At 55.4% G+C, this 23,173-nt stretch carries 22 protein-coding genes and 1 tRNA gene; 16 read left to right on the plus strand and 7 right to left on the minus strand.

Features of this window, described 5'->3' with window-relative positions; genetic code table 11:
* Positions 1–27 precede the first annotated feature (27 nt).
* The 3 genes from ACFX4O_RS17480 to ACFX4O_RS17490 all read left to right on the plus strand — a co-directional run bounded on the left by ACFX4O_RS17480 (position 28) and on the right by ACFX4O_RS17490 (position 2,900).
* Positions 28–909, plus strand: a complete 882-nt coding sequence (locus ACFX4O_RS17480; RefSeq protein ID WP_380210505.1) for an ABC transporter substrate-binding protein — start codon at positions 28–30, stop codon at positions 907–909.
* A 14-nt stretch (positions 910–923) separates the two neighbouring features.
* Positions 924–2,483, plus strand: a complete 1,560-nt coding sequence (gene hutH, locus ACFX4O_RS17485) for a histidine ammonia-lyase (RefSeq protein ID WP_235855191.1) — start codon at positions 924–926, stop codon at positions 2,481–2,483.
* Positions 2,484–2,609: 126 nt separating this feature from the next.
* Complete coding sequence (locus ACFX4O_RS17490; RefSeq protein WP_131406751.1) at positions 2,610–2,900, plus strand: hypothetical protein; 291 nt, start codon at positions 2,610–2,612, stop codon at positions 2,898–2,900.
* On the opposite strand, the gene ACFX4O_RS17495 is transcribed toward ACFX4O_RS17490, so the two are convergent.
* Both ACFX4O_RS17495 and hutC read right to left on the minus strand, forming a co-directional pair.
* On the minus strand, positions 2,897–3,451 hold the full coding sequence (locus ACFX4O_RS17495) for a HutD family protein (RefSeq protein WP_380210507.1): 555 nt from the start codon (positions 3,449–3,451) through the stop codon (positions 2,897–2,899). The two genes, ACFX4O_RS17490 and ACFX4O_RS17495, sit on opposite strands and share 4 nt — an antisense overlap.
* The gene (hutC, locus tag ACFX4O_RS17500; protein ID WP_380210509.1) at positions 3,448–4,209 is read right to left on the minus strand and encodes a histidine utilization repressor; all 762 of its coding nucleotides are present in this window, start codon (positions 4,207–4,209) and stop codon (positions 3,448–3,450) included. The genes ACFX4O_RS17495 and hutC overlap by 4 nt, the downstream gene beginning before the upstream one ends.
* Before the next feature lie 110 nt (positions 4,210–4,319).
* On the opposite strand from hutC, the gene ACFX4O_RS17505 reads away from it, so the two are divergent.
* On the plus strand, positions 4,320–5,687 hold the full coding sequence (locus tag ACFX4O_RS17505; RefSeq protein WP_380210511.1) for a formimidoylglutamate deiminase: 1,368 nt from the start codon (positions 4,320–4,322) through the stop codon (positions 5,685–5,687).
* A 120-nt stretch (positions 5,688–5,807) separates the two neighbouring features.
* On the opposite strand, the gene ACFX4O_RS17510 is transcribed toward ACFX4O_RS17505, so the two are convergent.
* Both ACFX4O_RS17510 and ACFX4O_RS17515 read right to left on the minus strand, forming a co-directional pair.
* Positions 5,808–5,879 (minus strand) — tRNA-Arg (locus ACFX4O_RS17510).
* Between the two features lie 75 nt (positions 5,880–5,954).
* Entirely contained in the window at positions 5,955–6,896 is a 942-nt protein-coding gene (locus ACFX4O_RS17515; RefSeq protein ID WP_380210513.1) for a formate/nitrite transporter family protein, read from the minus strand.
* A 305-nt stretch (positions 6,897–7,201) separates the two neighbouring features.
* Here ACFX4O_RS17515 and mlaA point away from each other — a divergent pair, with 305 nt between their 5' ends.
* The gene (gene mlaA / locus ACFX4O_RS17520) at positions 7,202–7,957 is read left to right on the plus strand and encodes a phospholipid-binding lipoprotein MlaA (protein ID WP_131406759.1); all 756 of its coding nucleotides are present in this window, start codon (positions 7,202–7,204) and stop codon (positions 7,955–7,957) included.
* Between the two features lie 57 nt (positions 7,958–8,014).
* Here the strand turns inward: mlaA and fadL are convergent, their stop codons facing one another.
* Entirely contained in the window at positions 8,015–9,376 is a 1,362-nt protein-coding gene (gene fadL, locus ACFX4O_RS17525) for a long-chain fatty acid transporter FadL (RefSeq protein ID WP_131406761.1), read from the minus strand.
* A 378-nt stretch (positions 9,377–9,754) separates the two neighbouring features.
* Between fadL and ACFX4O_RS17530 the strand changes: the two genes are divergently transcribed.
* The 4 genes from ACFX4O_RS17530 (at position 9,755) to sixA (ending at position 14,350) form a co-directional block, all read left to right on the plus strand.
* Positions 9,755–10,039, plus strand: coding sequence for a YfcZ/YiiS family protein (locus ACFX4O_RS17530; protein ID WP_131406763.1), 285 nt, complete (start codon positions 9,755–9,757; stop codon positions 10,037–10,039).
* 162 nt (positions 10,040–10,201) lie between these two features.
* Positions 10,202–11,509, plus strand: coding sequence for an acetyl-CoA C-acyltransferase FadI (fadI, locus tag ACFX4O_RS17535; protein ID WP_380210516.1), 1,308 nt, complete (start codon positions 10,202–10,204; stop codon positions 11,507–11,509).
* The gene (gene fadJ, locus ACFX4O_RS17540; RefSeq protein ID WP_380210518.1) at positions 11,509–13,656 is read left to right on the plus strand and encodes a fatty acid oxidation complex subunit alpha FadJ; all 2,148 of its coding nucleotides are present in this window, start codon (positions 11,509–11,511) and stop codon (positions 13,654–13,656) included. Before fadI ends, fadJ begins: the two co-directional genes overlap by 1 nt.
* Before the next feature lie 208 nt (positions 13,657–13,864).
* Complete coding sequence (gene sixA, locus ACFX4O_RS17545; protein WP_131406769.1) at positions 13,865–14,350, plus strand: phosphohistidine phosphatase SixA; 486 nt, start codon at positions 13,865–13,867, stop codon at positions 14,348–14,350.
* A gap of 58 nt (positions 14,351–14,408) precedes the next feature.
* Here sixA and smrB read toward each other — a convergent pair whose 3' ends face one another.
* The gene (gene smrB, locus ACFX4O_RS17550; protein WP_045513070.1) at positions 14,409–14,960 is read right to left on the minus strand and encodes an endonuclease SmrB; all 552 of its coding nucleotides are present in this window, start codon (positions 14,958–14,960) and stop codon (positions 14,409–14,411) included.
* A 166-nt stretch (positions 14,961–15,126) separates the two neighbouring features.
* Between smrB and prmB the strand changes: the two genes are divergently transcribed.
* The 6 genes from prmB to ACFX4O_RS17580 are packed head-to-tail and all read left to right on the plus strand — an operon-like array spanning position 15,127 to position 19,663.
* Positions 15,127–16,059, plus strand: a complete 933-nt coding sequence (gene prmB / locus ACFX4O_RS17555; protein WP_131406943.1) for a 50S ribosomal protein L3 N(5)-glutamine methyltransferase — start codon at positions 15,127–15,129, stop codon at positions 16,057–16,059.
* Positions 16,060–16,096: 37 nt separating this feature from the next.
* Entirely contained in the window at positions 16,097–17,182 is a 1,086-nt protein-coding gene (gene aroC, locus ACFX4O_RS17560) for a chorismate synthase (protein WP_131406771.1), read from the plus strand.
* 2 nt (positions 17,183–17,184) lie between these two features.
* Positions 17,185–18,009, plus strand: a complete 825-nt coding sequence (gene mepA, locus ACFX4O_RS17565) for a penicillin-insensitive murein endopeptidase (RefSeq protein ID WP_200550313.1) — start codon at positions 17,185–17,187, stop codon at positions 18,007–18,009.
* A complete protein-coding gene (locus ACFX4O_RS17570) occupies positions 18,009–18,821 on the plus strand; it encodes a sulfite exporter TauE/SafE family protein (RefSeq protein ID WP_131406775.1) in 813 nt (270 codons plus the stop codon). The genes mepA and ACFX4O_RS17570 overlap by 1 nt, the downstream gene beginning before the upstream one ends.
* Entirely contained in the window at positions 18,818–19,357 is a 540-nt protein-coding gene (locus ACFX4O_RS17575; RefSeq protein ID WP_017458637.1) for an elongation factor P hydroxylase, read from the plus strand. The genes ACFX4O_RS17570 and ACFX4O_RS17575 overlap by 4 nt, the downstream gene beginning before the upstream one ends.
* Positions 19,358–19,384: 27 nt before the next feature.
* On the plus strand, positions 19,385–19,663 hold the full coding sequence (locus tag ACFX4O_RS17580) for a YfcL family protein (protein WP_380210522.1): 279 nt from the start codon (positions 19,385–19,387) through the stop codon (positions 19,661–19,663).
* Positions 19,664–19,706: 43 nt separating this feature from the next.
* Here ACFX4O_RS17580 and mnmC read toward each other — a convergent pair whose 3' ends face one another.
* On the minus strand, positions 19,707–21,707 hold the full coding sequence (gene mnmC / locus ACFX4O_RS17585; protein ID WP_380210524.1) for a bifunctional tRNA (5-methylaminomethyl-2-thiouridine)(34)-methyltransferase MnmD/FAD-dependent 5-carboxymethylaminomethyl-2-thiouridine(34) oxidoreductase MnmC: 2,001 nt from the start codon (positions 21,705–21,707) through the stop codon (positions 19,707–19,709).
* A gap of 156 nt (positions 21,708–21,863) precedes the next feature.
* On the opposite strand from mnmC, the gene fabB reads away from it, so the two are divergent.
* Entirely contained in the window at positions 21,864–23,078 is a 1,215-nt protein-coding gene (gene fabB / locus ACFX4O_RS17590; RefSeq protein WP_131406781.1) for a beta-ketoacyl-ACP synthase I, read from the plus strand.
* Positions 23,079–23,173 lie beyond the last annotated feature (95 nt).

Here is a 23,173-nt window from a genome sequence, read left to right on the forward strand (position 1 = left end):
GTCCTTTAATTACAGAAGGTTAATAAGATGATTAAGAAACGCTATTTACCGTTGTTCAGTGCCGCGCTGCTGTCTGTCGCTTCTTCTGTCTGGGCTGCGGATGCCGGGCAGAAAGTGATTATTGGTTCGGCGGATTTTCCGGAAAACCAGTTGCTGGCGACCATTTACGCCGGGGCGCTGGAAGCGCAAAACATCCCGGTCGAGAAAAAACTCAACATTGGTAGCCGTGAAGTCTATATCCCGGCTCTGCTGGACGGTTCAATCACCGTGATCCCCGAATACAGCGGCGCGCTGCTGAGCTATCTGGATGCGAAAAACGAAGCACACAGCTCGGAAGATGTGGCGAAAGCGCTGGCCGCTAAGCTGCCGGAAAAAGTGAAAATGCTGAACACGTCCACGGCGCAGAACAGCGATGTGCTGGCAGTAACGAAGAAAACCGCCGACAAATACAAACTGAAAACCATCGACGACCTGAAGCCTGTCGCTGGGCAGTTAGTGCTTGGCGGCCCGGCGGAGTGGAAAACCCGTCATGAAGGCGTTCCCGGCCTGCGTGAAGTTTACGGCCTGAATTTCAAAACCTTCAAAGTGCTGGATGTCGCTGGTCCGCTGACGCTGACAGCGCTGAAAAATAACCAGATTCAGGTGGCTGACCTGTACTCTACTACGCCGGAAATCAAAAAAGATCACCTGGTTGCGCTGGAGGATCCGAAACACCTGTTTGCCGCGCAGAACATTGTGCCAATTGTCGCCACCAGCACGCTGAACCCGACCATTGAAAGCACGCTGAACAAAATCTCCGCGCAGCTCACCACCGAAGATCTGATCGCCATGAACGAACAGCTTGCTGAGTTCGCCAGTATTGATGATGTGGCGCACCAGTGGCTGGTTAAACACCAACTGAGCAAGTAAGGAACGGCTGCGAGATGACGACAACAATCCGTTCTTCCATGCCGCATGTGGATGCGGTCACCTTAGGCACGGATGCCACGACCATTGATGAGCTGGTGCGCATTGCCGATGGCGCACCGGTTGTTCTGGCTGACGAAGCGCTGGCGCAAATGGATAAGGTCAGCGGGTACATTCGCAAGGCGATTGCTGACGGGAAGGTGATTTATGGCCTGACGACCGGCGTGGGAGACCTGGTAACCGAGCGTCTCTCTGCGGATCAAATTGCCAGCGTGCAGCTCAATATGCTGCGCAGTCACGCCTGCGGGATGGGACCGGATCTGTCGGTGCGGGAAGTGCGGTCGATGATGGCGGTGATGCTGAAATCGCTGTTGCAGGGCTACAGCGGTGTCAGCTCTGAACTGGTGCAGCGTATGTGCCTGATGCTGAACCGGCAGGTGACGCCGTGGTCGCCTGCCAGTGGTTCCGTGGGGTATCTGATTGCTACCGCGCATATCGGCTTATCGGTGTTTGGCGAAGGGCAGTGCTGGTATCAGGGCGAGTTGTTGCCCTCCGCCGAGGCGCTGGCGAAAGCGGGCATTGCGCCGCGCATTCCCGGCCCGCGCGAAGGGCACGCGCTGATCAGCGGCACGTATGAAATTACCGCACTGGCCTGTCTGGCAGTGCGGGATTTCGAGCAGTTGCTGCCAGTCGCGGATATGGCTGGTGGTATGTGTCTCGAAGCGCTGAAAGGCAACACTCGCGGCTACGATGCGCGTCTGCACGCCCTGCGTCCGCATGACGGGCAACAAGAAACGGCGCAGATTTTGCGCCGCTTACTGCACGGCAGCGAAATCCTTCAGCGTTACCGCGACCACCGGGTGCAGGATGCACTCAGCTTGCGTTGCATCCCGCAAATCCATGGTGCGGTGCGCGATCAACTGGCGCATTGCCGTCATATCGTCACCACCGAACTCAATTCGGTAACCGACAACCCGGTGTTTTTAATTGAAGACGATGCGCTGGTGATTTTGCCTGGCGGTAACGGTCACGGTGCGCCGCTGGCGCTGGCACTCGATGCGCTGGCGGTGGCTATTGCGCAACTGAGCACGGCGTCGCAAGCGCGTTCTGACCGTATCACTAATGTGCATCTCAGCGGCTTACCGGCGTTTCTGGTCGGCACAAGCGGAGCCAATTCCGGGATGATGATCCCACCCTATGTCGCCGCCGCGCTGGCCGGTGATAATCGCAGCCTGGCGGCACCCGCCAGCGTACATACGGTTTCCACCTGTGCCGGGCAGGAAGACCATATCAGCATGGGCGTCTCTTCGGCGCGAAAAGCGATGCAGGCGGTGGCAAACGCAGTGGATATCGTGGCTATTGAGCTGCTGTGCGCTTGTCAGGCGATTGAATTTCACCGCCCGCTGCGCGCCTCGGTGGGAACGGAACTGACGCTGTCGCAGGTGCGCCGGCAAGTCGCGTTTCGTGAAACCGATACGCCGCTGTACACGGATATGCATGCCGTCCGGGATCTGATTGCTGATGGCGAACTGAGCCGCCAGCTTGCTTTACTGATTAAGAAGGGGGCTGATGAGTGAAGCCATTAAGCTGCTCAATGGCAAATGGGGACTTGATCTGTCGCGCATGTTGGCTGGCCCGTGGTGCGCCTCGCTATTACCTGGCGCACGCAGCGACTGTTGCATGCTCCAGGGAGATCACTGGCGATGCTGCGTTGCGCCAGACGTATTAATGACGAAGAGGCACGCCAGTCGGGGCTGATTAGCCTGTTGTTTCAGTTTGATGGACGAGCAGGCGCAGGCGCTAAGCTGAGCGTGAGTCATCACCAAAGCCGCGCCGCTGGCGGCCGTAATGATCAAAAAACGGTGCAGACCCGCGACGAAATGCCGCTACGTACGGGAGTTGTTTATGAGTGGGGGCTCTCGGCGCTGATTGCCAACCGTGAAGATCGCGCCGCCGGGCGGGCGGCGTTTCAGAAGGTCGACGCTGCAGTTTAGCGGGATGTCAGCGTCACGCAGGCGAAAAGCGTGTCGCCGCCTGCGTTGACGGTAACCGTCGCCGGGTTCTCGATCAGCAGGCTGTCGTAATGTTGCAGAGCATGGCGTTCCCCTTCGACGGTGACATCAAGAAGATTTCCGGCATTGAACAGCAGCATTGTTCCCTGTGGATGTTGCCATGTGCCAGCGCGCAGCCAGCGCACCGTTGCCTGGGTGGTTTCGCGGCGGTAAATCACGTTGAAATCGAGTAACGGCGCGCCGACGACCTCGCAGAACACCTCGCTATCGCCGTTAAAATCCGTTGCCTGAAACGGTGGAATTAACGCGCTGCGCTGGTTATCAACCGTCAGAAACATGCCTTCGCCTTCCAGCACACTGATGTTTCGCAGATAACCGGAGAAACGGGAGAACGCCCCGTCTTCGCGGATCGTCGCAACCGATATGCGCCAGTCATACTGTTCGCTGGCGGGAAAACGGCATACTTCTCGGGTGACACCCTGGCCATTTTTCCAGCGCATCTCAGCGTAGCCGCTATAAGGCAGCAGCCTCATTTGCGCATGCTTCCTTCCAGACGGTAGCGAGAACCCGGATACACCAGGCGCACGCTGGTGACGATTTTCTTGTCCTGACGACCGGTCCAGGTGCGGCGGTTCACTTGCAGGCAGGGGGTTTGCTCATCTATTTCCAGGTGAACGCACTCGCTGCGGGGCACGTTCACGGCTTCGATAATGTGCTCGCCCTCGACAATCGGTGCGATGGAAGAGAGATAGGCATTCGGGGTGATACGGGTGAAATCCTGTTGCAAATAGTCCGGCACAATCAGCGAATTTACCAGCCTGTCTTCCAGCATCACCGGAACGCCGTTTTCATAATGGCAAATCAGCGAATGAAACAGGCGGCTGCCTTTCGGCAGATTAAAAGACAGCGCTTGCTGCGCATCTGCATGCAGTTGGGTCAGCTCCAGCACTCTGGCGTGATGGCGATGGCCGCGGCTGGCAATCTCATCGGCAATGTTGTTGATTTCCAGCAATGCCGACTGCCCGCGTACTTCGGCGACAAAGGTGCCAACGCCCTGCATACGCACCAGCAGCCCTTCGGCGGTCAGTTCACGCAGTGCGCGGTTAATGGTCATCCGACTGTAGCCAAACTGGTTGACCAGCTCGCTTTCGGACGGTACGCGGTAGTTCACCGGCCAGGCGCCGCTGTGGATATTGGTTTTAATCATGCTCTTCACCCTTTCATAGAAAGGGGCGGGCTGATCGAGACGCGTCTCGCCTGCGGCTGCTTTAAAAATATCGCTTTGCTCCATTAACCCTTTCCTCGACCGGATGACCGTTGAAGTTTACTCTACGCATTTTTGGATGTATATATATAAGCATGTATATACATATTAAATGACGGCAGGCGGTGAGGGGATATATGACGGTATATTTCGCGGCAAAAGCATTGTTGCCGCAGGGCTGGGCGGAGAATGTCCGCATTACGGTTTCCTCACAGGGCATCATCACCGCGCTCGAAAGCGGTAGCCCGCCAGACGACACAACGATTCGCCTGGAAGGTTTCCTGGTGCCGGGCATGCCAAACCTGCATTCGCACGCTTTTCAGCGGGCAATGGCCGGGCTGACCGAAGTGGTGGGCGATCCGGCTGACAGCTTCTGGACATGGCGCGATTTGATGTATCGGATGGTGGACAAAATCATCCCCGAACAGCTGGAAATCATTGCCAGCTATCTGTACATCGAAATGCTGAAGGCCGGTTATACCTCGGTTGCCGAATTTCACTATTTGCACCACGATCGTGGCGGAAAACCTTACGCGCAGCCAGCCGAGCTGGCGTTGCGTATTGCACAGGCGGCGAAAACGGCAGGCATTGGCCTGACATTGCTGCCGGTGCTTTACAGTTTCTCCGGTTTTGGCGGGCAGCCAGCGACCGCCGGGCAGAGCCGCTTTATTCACGATACGGAAAGCTATCTGGCGCTGCATGAATCGTTGACGTCGCAGCTTGCTGCTGAGCCGATGCAGCGTACCGGGTTGTGCTTTCACTCGCTACGAGCCGTTACGCCGGAACAAATGCAGAGCGTGTTTGAGGCCAGCCCGCAACCGCAGCCGGTGCATATTCATATTGCCGAGCAGCAAAAAGAGGTTGATGACTGCGTGGCCTGGTCTGGATTGCGTCCGGTAGAGTGGCTTTATCAGCATATGCCGGTGGATGAGCAGTGGAGTCTGATCCATGCCACGCACATTACGTCGCAGGAAACCCACCAGATTGCCGCTTCCGGCGCAGTGGCGGGTCTTTGCCTGACGACTGAAGCCAATCTTGGCGATGGTATTTTTCCTGGGGCGGACTATCTTGCGCAGCAGGGACATTGGGGAATTGGCTCCGACAGCCATATTAGTGTCAGTGTCAGCGAGGATTTGCGCTGGTTTGAGTACGGGCAACGGTTAAACAAACGGCGGCGCAACTTACTGTCTTTGCCGGATGAACCCTATGTCGGAAATGTGCTGTATCAGGGGGCATTGCAGGGCGGACGTCGTGCGCTGGGGCAGGCGATTGGTCAACTGGCGGTAGGCGATCGCGCGGATATGCTGTTGCTCGACAGCCGCGATCCCTTCCTTGCTGCCGCAGGCGATCGTGAACGTCTGAATCGCTGGATTTTCGCCTGTTCGACGAACCCGATAAAAAGGGTGATGACGGGAGGACGCTGGGTGATTGAAGAGGGGCGTCACGCGCAGGAAGAGCAGGTGACCTCCGCGTTTATTAAGGTCATGCAGCAACTGATGGCGTAATACTAACCATCATGTCGTTGATAAAGAGTAATGGCGGTTGGTAGCCGAAGAAAGTTATTTAACTTACTGAATTAGTAGGAGAATAATGATTTTGAATGATGTTTGCAGAACGTGGGATATTGTCCCCTGCAGGAATCGAACCTGCAACTAGCCCTTAGGAGGGGCTCGTTATATCCATTTAACTAAGGGGACAAAGCGGCGGGAGTATAACGTTATTTATGTCTCGCGTTAAGCTCACAGGCCGCCAAGTGATTAAACTGTCGCCGTTTATGCCTCTTTTTCTGCGCCGTCGCGTTGCTGTTTTTGCTCGTCGGCGCGGGCTTTTGCTTCGGCTTTACGTGCGTTGCTCATATCGTTGCGGATTTGTGCGTGGCTGAGCAGGGCAAAAATAAACGTGCCGCCGCAAATATTCCCGGCGAGTGTCGGCAGGGCGAACGGCCAGATAAATTCGCTCCAGTGCAGCGTACCGTTAAATACCAGGTAGAAAATCTCCACTGCACCCACCACGATATGCGTGGTATCTGCCAGCGCGATAAGCCACGTCATTAAAATGATCACCACAATTTTCGCCGCACCCGCCGATGGGAACATCCACACCATAGTTGCGATTATCCAGCCGGAGATAATGGCGTTAGAGAACATCTCCAGCGGCGTGTTCTTCATCACCTCCATGCCGATTTTGACAAAAGCGTCGCGCGTGGCTTCATCGAATATGGGCATATACTCGAACGCCCAGGCAGCAATAGCCGTACCTACCAGGTTCCCGAGTAAAACAACGCTCCATAAGCGCGTCATCAGACCAAAATTAACCCAACTGGGCTTCTGCATCACTGGCAATACGGCCGTGACGGTGTTCTCGGTAAACAGCTGCTGGCGCGCCATGATGACAATAATAAAGCCAAAGGTGTAACCGAGGTTCTCCAGCAGGAAACCGCCGGGAACACCGCCGAGCTGTACGTGGAAAATCCCTTTTGCCAGCAGCGACGCGCTCATCGATAAGCCCGCCGCAATCGCTGACCAGAACAGCGCCATCGCGTCGCGTTCCAGTTCTTTTTCGCCGTCCTGGCGAATATGTTCATGAATCGCCATCGCACGTGAGGGCAGGCGCTCTTCATCAAGTTCTATTTTCTTCCCGCTTTTTTTCTCGTCGCTCTCTACTTGTATGTCATCGCTGTGTTTGTCGAGTTTCTCTTCTTCTATATTGTCCACGATGGCCTCGCTTGGTGTTGGCGGCAAAATTTAAGCGTAGCGGTTTTTACCTCCATTCCGTGACGGCATCGTCCTAAATTGCGCGAAAAGCAATAATGGCAATACGATATTGAGGAAGTTTGTATAGAATTGTTAACGAGCCGTAAAGGTGAGTTCGGTTAGGCTGAGTGAGATTGGTTCGCTACGTGGACATCAGAATACGTGCTGATACAATGCGTTGCGCATTGTCTGCGCAAAATCGGTTTCCGCGTTTGCGTTATTCAGAATGGCATTCAGCGATGGCCATTTTCTTCAGGGAGACACCTATGAAATTCCGCCTGTCGGCGCTTGCGCTGGCAACCACTGTGCTGGTCGGTTGTGCCAGTTCCGGTAAAGATTCGCAGGGACGTTCAGACCCGCTGGAAGGGTTCAACCGCACCATGTACAGCTTCAACTTCAATGTACTGGATCCGTATGTTGTCCGGCCCGTTGCCGTTGCCTGGCGTGATTATGTGCCGCAGCCTGCGCGTAATGGCCTGAGCAACTTCACCAGCAACCTTGAAGAACCTGCGGTGATGGTGAACTTCTTTTTACAGGGCGATCCGTACCAGGGGATGGTTCATTTTACACGCTTCTTCCTGAACTCCCTGCTCGGTATGGGCGGCTTTATGGATGTCGCCGGTGCGGCGAATCCGAAATTGCAGCGTGTTGAACCGCATCGTTTTGGTAGCACGCTGGGGCATTATGGCATGGGATACGGCCCTTATATGCAACTGCCGTTCTATGGCAGTTTCACGCTGCGTGAAGACGGTGGTGATATGGCGGATACGCTTTATCCGGTGCTGTCGTGGCTGACCTGGCCGCTGTCGGTGGGTAAATGGACGGTGGAAGGCATTGAATCGCGTGCGCAACTGCTGGATTCAGATGGCCTGCTGCGCCAGTCTTCAGATCCGTACATTCTGGTGCGTGAAGCCTACTTCCAGCGCCACGATTTTATCGCCAACGGCGGTAAGCTGAAACCGCAAGAAAACCCGAACGCGCAGGCGATAGAGGGCGATTTGAAAGACATCGACTCGCCATAAGCAAATCAAATAAAAAAGGTGAGCACTGCGCTCACCTTTTTTTATGCCTGATGGTTATCAGAACGCGTAGTTGAAGTTCGCGCCGTACAGCCATGCACGACCTTCAGAACTGAAGGTGTATGGGCCTTCGGTGAATTTCACTTTCTGACCGTGCATATAAGAAACGCCGACGTCGACAGAAGCATCTTTATTAAATGCATAAGTCGCACCAGTACTCAGCCAGAGGCGATCCTGATCCGGGATGGAAATGGAGCGTTTGTCTGCCGGAACCGGGCTGTCATCGAAGGCGATACCGGCGCGGAAAGTCCAGTTATCATCCATGTAATAGGTCGTACCCAGCGCGATACGGTAGGCGTCTTTAAAGCTTTCATCTTTATAGAACAGCGTCTGGCCGTTGTTGCCGGTTGCTTTCAGCTCCTGGAACTGGCTCCAACTGGTATACGTCAGGCTATAGTGAACGGCCCACTGCGGATCAACACGGTTGTAGCCTGACACTTCCCACATTTCCGGCAGGTGCAATGAGAGCGAACCGTTGGTGGTGGAACCGCCAGTGCCATACGGCAAGCCCAGACCCAGCGCGGCATTGATCGGGTTCAGCGTCGCAGGCAGGCTGCTCTTATAATCGCCGTCGAAGTCGACTTTTACTTCAGAGCGATAAGTGAAGGCGTAGCGGTTGTTTTTATCCAGCTCGTAGAGAATACCGGCGTTCCAGCCAAAGCCCCATTCATCACCTTTCAGGTGGGCGATTTGCGTATCGCGGCTAATGCCGCCAGCCTGCGCACCAATCGCGGCAGCCTGTTGCGCGCTCAATTGACCGGATTGCACCAGCCCTGGCAGACCTGCGCCGATGATTTGCGGCAGATCGCCCGCGTAGCGCTCAACTTTCGCTTTGGCGTAAACGGCGTCGAAACCGAGGCCGAAGCTCCAGTGGCTATCCAGACGATACGCGCCGCTCAGGTTGAGGTTCAGCGTTTCGAGGTCGGTTTTACCGCCCATCGAACCGGCGGCGTAGTTGTTGTTGAACTCGGTGGCCAGCCCGTAGTTAGAGGTTACGGACGCGCCCCAGCCAAATTGATCGTTAATCGGTGCGACAAAGTGCAGGTTCGGTATCCACGCGGTTGGAGCAATATTGTCCTGGCTGGCATTGTTGCCAATCGCAGAACGGCCCGTCACGTTAACATCCGGATCGACAAACACCGCACCGCCAGAGAAAGTTGGGCGATCGAACATTGTGATCAGCGCCGGGTTGCGGCTGACGTTGCCCGCATCATCAGCGATGGCACCTTCACCGGAATAAGCTCGGCCAAGGCCAGAGGATGAAAACTCGTTGAGTTGAAAGCCTGCAGACCAGGCCTGGGTAGAAACGATTGCCACTGCGACTGCCAGAGCAGACTTGGTAAACCGGGTTTTCTGGCTCATGACCATAACCTCATTCGAAATCGATTTATTTTTATTCAAACTATGTTACGCGGTGTAACAGGAGCGCGAAGTGTAGGGTCTGAGGTACATCTGAGAAATCAGACCAGTGGCGGAAGTATAGGTCTGACCAGAGGAGATGTTGCAAGTATGTATATAAGTTTTTTCAATTGTGATCTTCGAAACGGGATCTGCTCAGCAAAATTACCCCTGGTGTTAATCAGTCGATTAGCTGATTCTTGTTTTAGATCATTTTTAAGTGTGATTTCGGTCACTTATCACCACTTGCGGAATTAACGACTGGAGCCACATTCCCTCGCGGCGTAAAATATGCGCAACGTTTATTTGGCACCTTGGGTGCGAATTCAGAGGAAATCTACCATGAGTAAATGCAGTGCTGATGAAACCCCGGTTTGCTGCTGTATGGATGTTGGCACCATTATGGACAACTCCGACTGCACCGCCTCTTACAGCCGCGTGTTCACTAACCGCGCCGACGCTGACGAAACTCTGGCTGCGTTGAGCGCCAGAGCTCGCAGCGTGGAATCCGATCCTTGCCAAATCACCTCCACGTTTACAGAAGTAGCCGAAGGTGTGCGCCTGGATATCGATTTTGTCTTCGCTTGTGAAGCCGAAACGCTGATTTTCCAGCTCGGTCTGCGTTAATTATCTCGCCAACGCTCCCGTTCAACGGGAGCGTTTTGTTAAGTATCTCTGTGCCTTAGCTCCCATTTTTTTCTCCCTCCCATTGGCTAAATGTAAAAAATTGGTTAAGACTGTTATCAGGTCAGACCACTTTATGCATCACGCTGTTAACAGGGGAGTGTTATGAAGGCATTACCGCTTGTCACCCGCCAGGGCGACCGCATTGCCATTGTCAGTGGGTTACGTACCCCTTTTGCGCGCCAGGCGACCGTCTTTCACGGCGTGCCGGCCATCGATCTTGGCAAAATGGTGGTGGGAGAGATGCTGGCACGCAGCGAAATTCCCCCCGATGTAATTGAACAACTGGTCTTTGGCCAGGTGGTTCAAATGCCAGAAGCGCCGAATATTGCGCGCGAAATTGTGCTTGGCACCGGCATGAGTGTGCATACCGATGCTTACAGCGTAAGCCGCGCCTGCGCGACCAGCTTCCAGGCGGTGGCGAATGTCACCGAAAGCCTGCTGGCGGGCACCATTCGTGCCGGTATCGCCGGTGGCGCAGACTCCTCTTCAGTGCTGCCGATTGGCGTTAGCAAAAAACTGGCGCGAACGCTGGTGGATGCCAATAAAGCGCGCAGCATGGGGCAAAAACTGAAACTTTTCTCGCGCCTGCGTCTGCGCGATCTGCTGCCGGTTCCTCCGGCGGTGGCGGAATATTCCACCGGCCTGCGCATGGGCGACACCGCGGAACAGATGGCGAAAACGTACGGTATCAGCCGTGAGCAGCAAGATGCGCTGGCACACCGCTCGCACCAGCTTGCCGCACAGGCCTGGGCGGAAGGCAAACTGGCAGAAGAGGTGATGACCGCTTACGCACCGCCGTTTCGTGACCCGGTCGAAAAAGATAACAACGTACGCACAAACTCAAGCCTGGCGGATTATGCCAAACTGCGCCCGGCGTTTGATCGCCAACACGGCACGGTGACGGCGGCCAACAGTACGCCGCTTACCGATGGCGCAGCGGCGGTGATCCTGATGACAGAATCCCGCGCCAAAGAACTGGGGTTAGTGCCACTGGGATACCTGCGCAGCTACGCGTTTACCGCGATTGATGTGCGTGAAGATATGTTACTTGGCCCGGCGTGGGCAACGCCGTTAGCGCTGGAGCGCGCCGGATTATCAATGGCGGATTTAACCCTGCTTGATATGCATGAAGCCTTTGCTGCGCAAACGCTGAGCAACCTGAAGCTGATGGCCAGCGAGCGTTTTGCCCGCGAGGTGCTGGGACGTTCTCAGGCAACTGGCGAAGTGGATGACAGTAAATTTAACGTGCTTGGCGGCTCTATCGCTTATGGGCATCCGTTTGCCGCTACCGGCGCGCGTATGATCACGCAGACCCTGCATGAGCTGCACCGTCGTGGCGGCGGTTTTGGGCTGGTGACGGCCTGCGCAGCAGGCGGTCTGGGTGCTGCAATGGTTCTGGAGGCAGAGTAATGACCACAACATCGGCATTTACCCTTAGTGTGCGTCCCGACAATGTTGCAGTGGTCGCTATTGATGTACCGAACGAGAAGATGAACACGCTGAAAGCGGAGTTCGCAACGGACGTTCGCGCCATTCTCAAGCAGATCCGCGATAACAAAGCCTTGCGCGGCGTGGTGTTTATCTCGGCCAAGCCGGACAACTTTATTGCCGGTGCGGATATCAATATGATCGCCCGCTGCCAGACGGCGAAAGAGGCAGAGGAGCTGGCCCGTCAGGGACAGCAACTGATGGCGGAAATCCACGCGCTGCCGATCCCGGTCATTGCCGCGATTAATGGCCCTTGCCTCGGCGGTGGGCTGGAGCTGGCGCTGGCGTGTCACCGCCGGATTTGTACGAACGACGCCAAAACGGTGCTGGGATTACCGGAAGTGCAGTTGGGCTTGTTGCCAGGTTCTGGCGGTACGCAGCGTTTACCGCGCCTGATTGGCGTGAGTACCGCGCTGGAGATGATCCTCACCGGTAAACAGTTACGTCCACGACAGGCATTAAAAGTGGGGCTGGTTGACGATGTGGTTCCGACTTCCATTTTGCTGGACGCCGCCGTCGGACTGGTTTCGCAGGGGCGTCCTGCCAGCCGCCATTTACCCGTGCGCGAGCGCATCTTTGCCGGGCCGCTTGGCCGCACTTTTCTGTTCCGCATGGTGGCAAAGAAAACAGAGCAGAAAACGCAGGGGAATTATCCTGCCGCGTCGCGCATTCTCTCAGTAATTGAAACCGGCCTTGCCCAGGGGCGCAGCAGCGGTTATGACGCCGAAGCCCGCGCGTTTGGCCAACTGGCGATGACGCCGCAATCGCAGGCGCTGCGGCATCTCTTCTTTACCAGTACCGATATTAAAAAAGATCCTGGCAGCGTCGTCGAACCCGGCCCGCTTAACAGTGTGGGCGTGCTGGGCGGCGGGTTGATGGGCGGCGGTATCGCGTTTGTCACCGCCAGCAAAGGCGGTTTGCCGGTTCGCATTAAAGATATTAATGCGAAGGGCATTAACCATGCGCTGAAATACAGTTGGGAACAACTGGATAAAAAAGTACGCCGCCATTACATGAAACCCGCCGAGCGCGACAGCCAGATGGCGAAGATCTCCGGCTCGCTGGATTACCGTGGCTTCGCTCACCGCGATCTGGTGATTGAAGCGGTGTTCGAAGATTTAGCGTTAAAGCAGAAGATGGTGGCTGAAGTTGAAGCCAACTGCGCAGCGCATACCATTTTCGCGTCCAATACATCGTCTTTACCTATCGGGGATATTGCTGCGAAGGCGGCACGTCCGGAAAAAGTTATCGGATTACATTTTTTCAGCCCGGTGGAAAAAATGCCGCTGGTTGAGGTGATTCCCCATGCCGGTACTGATGAGCAGACCATTGCCACGACGGTGAAGCTGGCGAAAAAACAAGGTAAGACGCCCATTGTGGTGGCAGATAAAGCCGGGTTTTACGTTAACCGTATCCTCGCGCCTTACATTAATGAAGCGATGCGCTTGTTAAGCGAAGGACAACGCATTGAAACGATCGATCAAGCGCTGGTGAAATTCGGTTTCCCGGTTGGGCCCATTCAGTTGCTGGATGAAGTAGGGATCGATACCGGCACCAAAATTATTCCGGTGCTGGAAGCCGCCTACGGTGAACGTTTTAGCGCGCCTGCAAGTGTGGTTAACGCAATCTTGAATGACGATCGCAAAGGCAGAAAAAATGAGCGCGGTTTCTATCTTTACCCGGCGAAAGGGCGTAAAAGCAAAAAGCAGCCAGACCCCTCTATCTACCGTTTGATTGGTGTTTCCGATGGCACGCAGTTACCGCCTCAACAGATAGCAGAACGGTGCGTGATGTTGATGTTGAACGAAGCGGCTCGCTGCTTTGATGAACAGGTGATTCGCAGTGCGCGAGATGGTGACATTGGCGCCGTGTTTGGCATTGGTTTCCCACCGTTTTTGGGCGGGCCATTCCACTATATGGATGCGCTGGGCGTAAGCGAAGTGGTGGCGACACTACAGCGTTTACAAGTTCAATATGGCGAGCGTTTTGCCCCTTGTGAGCCGTTGTTGCGTATGGCGGAACAAGGTGTAACTTTCTGGCCGACAATAGAAACTGAACGTGTCAGTTAGTGTCTAAAAAAGTAATTCTGTTATACCTCAGGGCCTTCACGGTTATTTAATAAACAGTGATTGACTATACTTGCGCCATTGAGGTAAAAAACAGCGTTTCATTCAACGAATGGATCAGGCACAATGCCGGCCATTAATATTTTCCGATGTCGTGAAATGATTTTGCGGTGAAAGTATTAATGATTCTGGTTAACAAAAGCGGTGCAATATGCAAGTTTTTATCATGCGTCACGGCGACGCTGCCCTCGATGCAGCCAGTGACTCGGTTCGTCCCTTGACCCCTTGTGGCTGTGACGAAACCCGTCAAATGGCAACATGGTTGAAAGGCCAAAAAGTGGATATTGAACGTGTTCTGGTCAGCCCTTTTTTACGTGCTGAACAGACGCTGAATAAGGTAGGGGAGTGTATGAACCTGCCTGACAACGTGGATGTCCTGCCGGAATTGACGCCCTGTGGCGATATCGGCCTGGTTAGCGCTTATTTGCAGGCGCTGGCAAATGAAGGTACTTCCGCCGTGCTGGTGATTTCTCACCTGCCGCTGGTTGGATACCTGGTGTCCGAGCTCTGCCCGGGTGAAGCGCCGCCGATGTTTACCACATCCGCTATCGCCAGCGTCACGCTGGATGAAGACGGGAAAGGTGTCTTTAACTGGCAAATGAGTCCCTGCAACCTGAAGATGCCAAAAGCTATCTGATTCGCCGGACCATGAAAGATAAAGAGCCGCATTGCGCGGCTCTTGTCGTTTCTGCGCTTCAGGGCAACTCCGGCGGTTGCCACTCTTCTACTTCAATAAGCACCAGTATCGCCGCATCGCCGCCATACTCTTTCGGTGCCTGGTGAAACGCCATCACATGCGGGTGCTGCGCCAGCCACAGCGGTGTTTGCTGCTTGAGAATATGTTTGCCGTGACCGTGCATTACGCAGGCGCAAAACACATGTTCACGACGGCAGGCGGCAATCAACGCCCCCAGTTCCTGCTTCGCCTGAAGCTGGGTTAAACCGTGCAGATCAAGAAACAATTCCGGGGCATAATCGCCGCGGCGAATCTTCTTTAGCTCAAAATGGCTGACATCGTCGCGCACATATTTCACCGGGCCTTCGGTATTTAGCAGCGGCTGGAACTCATCAGAAAAATAGTGGCTGTTATCGGCCTGCTCCTGCAATAACCGTTTCTCCGGCACTTCAGTGATTTTTTTTCGCGCCGGGCGATGAACCACGGTGTCCTGCTTTATCTGGCGTGTACCGGTCATCAATTGCCGGAACAGCGCCTGTTCCTCCTCGCTAAGCGATGGTTTCTTTTTCATCTGCGCATCTCATCTTTTCTTTCTTTCAGTGTACCCGACTCATTGCGCCAGCGGTGCAGCAAAATGCATTTTTACCCCGCGCAGGCGCTTGAGAATGCTGATTTATCGCCGTCTTCGTGGCAAACTAGCCGCCGAATTTAATGCGAGCATGCGCCTGGGGGATACCATGGATAAAATTTTCGTCGACGAAGCAGTGAACGAACTGCACACCATTCAGGACATGTTGCGCTGGTCGGTAAGCCGATTTAGCGCCGCTAATATCTGGTACGGTCACGGCACCGACAACCCGTGGGACGAAGCGGTGCAGCTGGTGTTGCCAACGCTCTACCTGCCGCTGGATATCCCGGAAGATATGCGCACCGCGCGCCTGACCTCCAGCGAGCGTCACCGCATTGTTGAGCGCGTGATCCGCCGCGTGAATGAACGTATTCCGGTGGCTTATCTCACCAATAAAGCCTGGTTTTGCGGTCACGAATTTTATGTTGATGAGCGCGTGCTGGTGCCGCGTTCGCCGATTGGCGAGCTGATCAACAACCATTTCGCGGGGCTGATTGATGAACAGCCGAAGCATATTCTTGATATGTGTACCGGCAGCGGTTGTATCGCGATTGCTTGCGCTTATGCCTTCCCGGAAGCGGAAGTGGATGCTGTCGATATCTCAACGGATGCGCTGGCGGTAACCGAGCACAATATCGAAGAGCACGGGCTGATTCATCACGTGACGCCGATCCGCTCCGACGTATTCCGCGACTTGCCGAAAGTGCAGTACGACCTGATTGTGACCAACCCGCCGTACGTTGATGAAGAAGATATGGCTGACCTGCCGTCAGAGTATCGTCACGAGCCGGAACTTGGCCTGGCCTCCGGCAGCGATGGTCTGAAACTGACGCGCCGCATCCTCGCCTGTGCGCCGGATTACCTCTCTGACAACGGTATCCTGATTTGTGAAGTGGGTAACAGCATGGTACATCTGATGGAACAATATCCGGACGTACCGTTCACCTGGCTGGAGTTTGATAACGGCGGGGACGGCGTCTTTATGTTGACCAAAGCGCAGCTTATCGCCGCTCGCGAGCACTTCAGCATTTATAAAGATTAAAACGACGCTCAACACAGACAACGACAACGGAGCCGTGATGGCAGGAAACACAATTGGACAACTCTTTCGCGTAACCACCTTCGGCGAATCGCACGGCCTGGCGCTCGGCTGTATTGTCGACGGCGTGCCGCCGGGCATTCCACTGACGGAAGCGGATCTGCAACACGACCTGGACAGACGCCGCCCGGGGACATCGCGCTACACCACCCAGCGCCGCGAGCCGGATCAGGTGAAAATTCTCTCCGGCGTGTTTGAAGGCGTGACCACCGGCACCAGTATTGGTCTGCTGATTGAAAACACCGATCAGCGTTCGCAGGATTACGGCGCGATTAAAGATCTGTTCCGTCCGGGACATGCGGATTACACCTACGAACAAAAATATGGTGTGCGCGACTATCGCGGCGGTGGTCGTTCTTCTGCCCGTGAGACGGCGATGCGTGTGGCGGCTGGTGCTATCGCCAAAAAATACCTGGCGCAGAAATTTGGCATTGTTATTCGCGGCTGTCTGACGCAAATGGGCGATATCCCGCTGGAGATTAAAGCGTGGGATCAGGTGGAGCAAAATCCGTTTTTCTGCCCGGACCCCGATAAAATTGACGCGCTGGATGAGCTGATGCGCGGCCTGAAAAAAGAGGGTGATTCCATTGGCGCGAAAGTCACCGTCGTCGCCGATGGCGTACCGGCAGGTCTTGGTGAACCGGTGTTTGACCGCCTTGATGCGGATATTGCCCATGCGCTGATGAGCATTAACGCGGTGAAAGGCGTTGAAATTGGCGATGGCTTTGAGGTGGTAAAACTGCGCGGCAGCGAAAACCGCGACGAAATCACCAAACAGGGCTTTCAGAGCAACCATGCGGGCGGCATTTTAGGCGGTATCAGCAGCGGCCAGCAAATTATCGCCAATATCGCGCTGAAACCAACCTCAAGCATCACCGTGCCTGGGAAGACGATCAACCGATTCGGCGATGAGGTCGAAATGATCACCAAAGGTCGTCATGATCCGTGTGTTGGCATTCGTGCCGTACCGATCGCCGAGGCGATGTTGGCGATTGTGTTAATGGATCACTTCCTGCGTCAGCGCGCGCAAAACGCTGATGTGATAACTGATATTCCACGCTGGTAATCATGAAAAAAACGGCAATCGCCCTGTTTGCCCTGCTGGTGAGCGCAACTGCCATGGCGGCGACGCCATGGCAAAAACTGACCCATCCCGTTGCCGGTAGCCCGCAATCTATCGGCGCGTTTTCCAATGGTTGTATCGTTGGCGCGCATGAACTGCCGCTGCAATCGGATCACTATCAGGTGATGCGCACCGATCAACGGCGTTATTTCGGTCACCCGGATCTGGTGCTGTTCATTCAGCGCTTCAGCACGCAGGTCTACAATCTGGGGTTGGGCACCGTGCTGGTGGGCGATATGGGAATGCCAGCCGGTGGGCGCTTTAACGGCGGTCACGCCAGCCACCAATCGGGGCTGGATGTCGATATCTTCCTGCAACTGCCCAAAGCGCGCTGGAGCGCGGCGCAACTGCTGAAACCGCAAGCACTGGATCTGGTTTCCAGAGATGGCAAACAGGTGGTTCCCGCGCTGTGGAAGCCGGAAATCAGCAGCATGATCAAGCTGGCGGCAGAAGATAACGAGGTGACGCGTATCTTCGTTAACCCGGCAATCAAGCAGCAGCTTTGCCTTGATGCGGGTAGCGATCGTGACTGGCTGCGCAAAGTCCGCCCATGGTTCCAGCATCGCGCGCATATGCATGTGCGCCTGCGCTGCCCGGCGGACAGCCTGGAGTGTCAGGATCAGCCGCTGCCGCCGCCAGGCGATGGTTGCGGCGCAGAATTGCAAAGCTGGTTTGAACCGGCGAAGCCGGGTAGTTCAACGCCTGAGAAAAAGACGCCGCCGCCGTTGCCGCCGTCCTGCCAGGCTTTACTGGATGAACACGCACTCTGATGGAACTCTTTCAACAACTGTTTATGGTGTCGCCGCTACTGCTGGTGACGCTTTTTTTTGTCTCGCTGTTAGCCGGGTTTATTGACGCGCTGGCGGGTGGTGGTGGTTTGTTAACCGTTCCGGCGTTAATGGCGGCGGGAATGTCTCCAGCGCAGGCGCTGGCGACCAACAAATTGCAGGCTTGCGGTGGTTCGCTGTCGGCATCGCTGTACTTTATTCGCCGTAAAGTGGTGAATCTCGCCGATCAGAAGCTCAATATTCTGATGACCTTCATTGGCTCGACCACCGGCGCGCTGCTGGTGCAGCATGTGCAATCCGATGTGCTGCGCCAGATCCTGCCGATTCTGGTTATCTGTATTGGTCTCTATTTCCTGCTGATGCCACGGTTGGGTGAGGAGGATCGTCAGCGCCGCTTGTACGGCCTGCCTTTCGCGCTGGTTTCCGGCGGTTGTGTTGGTTTCTACGACGGTTTCTTTGGCCCGGGCGCTGGCTCGTTTTACGCGCTGGCATTTGTCACGCTTGCGGGTTTCAACCTGGCAAAATCGACCGCTCATGCCAAAGTGTTGAATGCCACCTCCAACGTCGGCGGGCTGCTGCTGTTTATTATTGGCGGCAAAGTGGTGTGGGGCACTGGCTTTGTGATGCTGGCCGGGCAGTTTCTCGGCGCGCGCATGGGCTCGCGTCTGGTGCTCAGTAAAGGGCAAAAGCTCATTCGTCCGATGATTGTGATTGTCTCGGCGGTGATGAGCGCAAAACTTCTCTATGACAGTCACGGGCAGGAGATCCTCCAGTATCTGGGGGTGAATGTATGACGCATCACTATCAACAACTCATTGATATTTTTGACGGCTGTTTTGCCGACGATTTTAATACCCGTCTGATTAAAGGCGACGACGAACCGATCTATCTTCCTGCTGATGCGGATGCACCTTATAACCGCATTGTCTTTGCCCACGGTTTTTATGCCAGCGCGTTACATGAGATTTCGCACTGGTGCATTGCGGGTGCGGAGCGGCGCAAGCTGGTTGATTTTGGTTACTGGTATTGCCCGGACGGACGCGATGCGGCGACGCAGGGGAAATTCGAAGATGTTGAAGTCAAACCGCAGGCGTTTGACTGGTTGTTCTGCGTGGCGGCGGGTTTCCCGTTTAACGTCAGTTGCGACAATCTGGAAGGCGATTTCGAACCCGATCGCATCGTGTTCCAGCGCCGCGTGCATGCACAGGTGATGGCGTATCTGGAGCAGGGCATTCCTGAACGTCCGGCGCGTTTTATTAAAGCACTACAAGATTATTACCAGACGCCGCCCTTAGCGGCTGCACAGTTCCCGTGGCCGGAAGATCTGTAAGGCCATATTTTCAAGAGAGGAAGAGAGATGATCGCGGAGTTTGAATCACGCATTCTGGCGTTAATAGATAACATGGTGGACCACGCCAGTGATGATGAGCTGTTCGCGGGCGGTTATTTGCGCGGCCACCTGACGCTGGCGGTGGCGGAGCTGGAGAGCGGCGATGACCATGCGCCGGAAACCCTGTACGGAAAAGTGACCACCAGTGTGCAAACCGCTATTCAGGCGGGTGAATTATCGCCGCGCGATCAGGCGCTGGTGCTTGGCATGTGGGAAAACCTGTATCAGCAGGCAAAATCGCGCTAAGCCGTTTTTTCCCTCTCCATTCAGGAGAGGGAAAATATCTACTTCATTTCACTGCTTTACCCTTCAATAACTTTCTGACCCATAAACGGTTCGGGTTCATGGCTGCCAGTGTTTCGCCGTCCAGCGGGATGGGTTCATTGCTCATTTGCGATGCCAGGATTTCTGCCGCCAGCGGCGCGCTGCAAAGCCCGCGTGAACCCAGCGCACCCAGCATAAACAGACCGTCATAGACCGGCGCGCTGACGGCTGTTTCGGCGTGTTCTGCAAGTGAGGCATAAGCGTTAAGCGTTGCGTCGTAATCCGCTACGTTACCGACCATTGGCAGATGATCGCGCGTGGCACAGCGCACCCCGCAGCGTGCGTCGCCCGCGCTGACATCCACCTCTTTGGCCCATGAAGCCTGCGGGAAGCAATCAATCAAGCGCTGGCGGTTCTGCTGCTGATCGGCTTCGCTGTAGACGGTTTCCTGCTGACCGCGGTGATAGCTTGCGCCGATACAGTGCTGCTGATGGTGCGGGTTTTGCGGCGTCAGATAGCCGTCATAACACAGCACCTGGCGCAGTTGGGCGAGCTGAGGCGTGGTGGGAATATGGCTGACCTGGCCTGCCACCGGGTAAACCGGCAGTTTTTCCGTTTGCGGGAAGTGGTGAATGCGGTGCCCATTTGCCAGCACCACGGCGGCATGCTGACGTAATTCGCCGTGTTTGAAATGCAGTTGCCAGTGATTATCTTTAGCCGTTAATTGCCCGGCATCATGACCATAGTGCACCTGCAAGCCCTGTTCGCAAGCCAGCGCGATGGCCGCTGCCGTGAGCTGCGCCGGGCAGAGCCAGCCGCCAGCCGGGTAAGTGATGCCGCCGCAGCCGGTTTCCACGCCGCAGAGCGTATCGGCCTCATTTGCCTCAATGCGCCTGGCGAGTTCCGGGGGGAGATCCAGCGTCAGCATCTGTTCGATTTTGTGTTGGCTTTTTTCATCCCAGCCGAGTTGCGTGACGCCACACCACTGATGGTCGAATTCAACGGGAAGCGCGTCGTACACGCGGCGGGCAAAGGTAAAAGCCGCCGGGAAGAAGCGCGCCAGTGCGGGATCGTGCGCGCTGAGCAAAGGATAGAGTGCGCCCTGGCGGTTGCCGGATGCGCCCTCGGCAGGAACGTCATCGGCGCAATACAGCGTGACCTGCCAGCCGCGACGCAGTAACGCCAGTGACAACAGAGCACTGGCAACGCCGCCGCCAATTAATGCCACCTCGCGTTTCTCTGTGCCGCTGCGGGCAAACCACGGCGCACGAACAGCCGGCGCTTGCGGGTTTTCCATCACTCCCGTGAGCATTTCGCGTTTGCGACCAAAACCTTTGCTTTTGCGCATGGTAAAACCCGCCTCTTGCAGACCACGCCGGACAAAACCCGCCGAGGTAAAGGTCGCCAGCGTACCGCCTGGTCTTGCAAGGCGCGCCATCGCCTGAAACAGATTTTGTGTCCACATGTCCGGGTTTTTGGCGGGCGCGAACCCATCAAGAAACCAGGCATCCACGCATTGGTTAAGCGAATCGTCCAGCGTATCGGTCAGTTCGTTGATATCACCAAACCATAAATCGAGCGTTACGCGACCGCCATCCAGTAACAGACGATGGCAACCGGCAAAAGGCAGCGGCCACTGCGCTTGCAGTTGTTCTGCCCAGCTCGCCAGTTCCGGCCAGTGGGCATGCGCTTTACGGAGATCGTCGCGGGTGAGCGGAAATTTTTCAAAACTGATGAAATGTAATCTTTCCAGGGTAGTGTCGGGGTTAACTGCGCGAAACGTCGTAAACGCCTGCCAGAGGGTAAGGAAGTTCAGGCCGGTGCCGAAACCGCTCTCCGCGACCACAAACAGCGGGCGCGGGTGGTCAGGAAAACGGTGTTCAAGACGGTTGCCGCCGAGAAAAACATAACGCGTCTCTTCCAGCCCGTTATCATTGGAGAAGTAGACATCGTCAAAATCTCGGGAAACAGGTGTACCCTCAGCGTTGAATTCCAGGTTGGCGGATTGTATAGCGGTTTGTTTCACGTAAGTTACTCGTCCATCAAGCAGTGTCACGATCTTAACGAGGGACAAAGAAAGGCGCAAATTTCCTCAGAAATTGTCTGATCGGACTTGTTCGGCGTACAAGTGTACGCTATCTTGCGACTCGAAACTTAATTAGTGCGACTTTAGGGGTATTGAATGAAACGTGCAGTGATTACTGGCTTGGGCATCGTTTCCAGCATTGGTAACAACCAGCAGGAAGTCCTGGCATCCCTGCGTGAAGGACGCTCAGGGATCACATTCTCTCAGGAATTCAAAGATTCCGGCATGCGCAGCCACGTATGGGGTAACGTTAAACTGGACACCACTGGTTTGATTGACCGTAAAGTGGTTCGTTTCATGAACGATGCCTCTATCTATTCCTATCTCTCCATGCAGCAGGCGATTGACGATGCTGGCCTGAAAGACGAAGTTTATCAGAACAACCCGCGCGTGGGCCTGATTGCAGGTTCTGGCGGTTCGTCTAAATCTCAGGTTTTCGGCGCTGATGCAATGCGCAGCCCGCGTGGTCTGAAAGCGGTGGGGCCGTATGTGGTCACCAAAGCGATGGCGTCTGCGGTTTCCGCTTGTCTCGCAACACCGTTCAAAATTCATGGCGTTAACTACTCGATCAGTTCAGCGTGTGCGACGTCCGCGCACTGTATCGGTAACGCGGTAGAGCAGATCCAACTGGGCAAACAGGACATCGTTTTTGCTGGCGGCGGCGAAGAGCTGTGCTGGGAAATGGCTTGCGAGTTCGACGCGATGGGCGCGCTCTCTACCAAATACAACGAAACCCCGGATAAAGCTTCCCGTACTTATGATACGCATCGTGACGGTTTTGTTATCGCGGGCGGCGGCGGTATGGTTGTGGTTGAAGAGCTGGAGCACGCGCTGGCGCGCGGCGCGCACATTTATGCGGAAATCGTTGGCTACGGCGCGACCTCCGATGGTGCAGACATGGTGGCGCCATCAGGCGAAGGCGCAGTGCGCTGCATGAAGATGGCGATGCACGGCGTTGACACCCCGATCGACTATCTGAACTCCCACGGGACTTCCACGCCGGTTGGCGACGTGAAAGAACTGGGCGCAATCCGCGAAGTGTTCGGCGACAACAGCCCGGCGATTTCCGCGACCAAAGCGATGACCGGTCACTCTCTGGGCGCTGCTGGCGTACAGGAAGCGATCTACTCCCTGCTGATGCTGGAGCACGGCTTTATCGCGCCGAGTATCAACATTGAAGAGCTGGATGAGCAGGCAGCAGGCCTGAACATCGTGACTAAACCGAAGGATGCGACGCTGACCACCGTCATGTCTAACAGCTTCGGTTTTGGCGGCACGAACGCCACTTTGGTGATGCGCAAACTGAAATAAGTTTGTCTGACCGCGAGAAGGGGAGCCTGAGGCTCCCTTTTTTATTGTCCACTTACAACCATGCCCTGTGGTCAGCAACAGGTTTTTAGAGTGAA

This window comes from Kosakonia sp. YIM B13571 (assembly GCF_042788095.1).
Taxonomy (GTDB): domain Bacteria; phylum Pseudomonadota; class Gammaproteobacteria; order Enterobacterales; family Enterobacteriaceae; genus Kosakonia; species Kosakonia quasisacchari.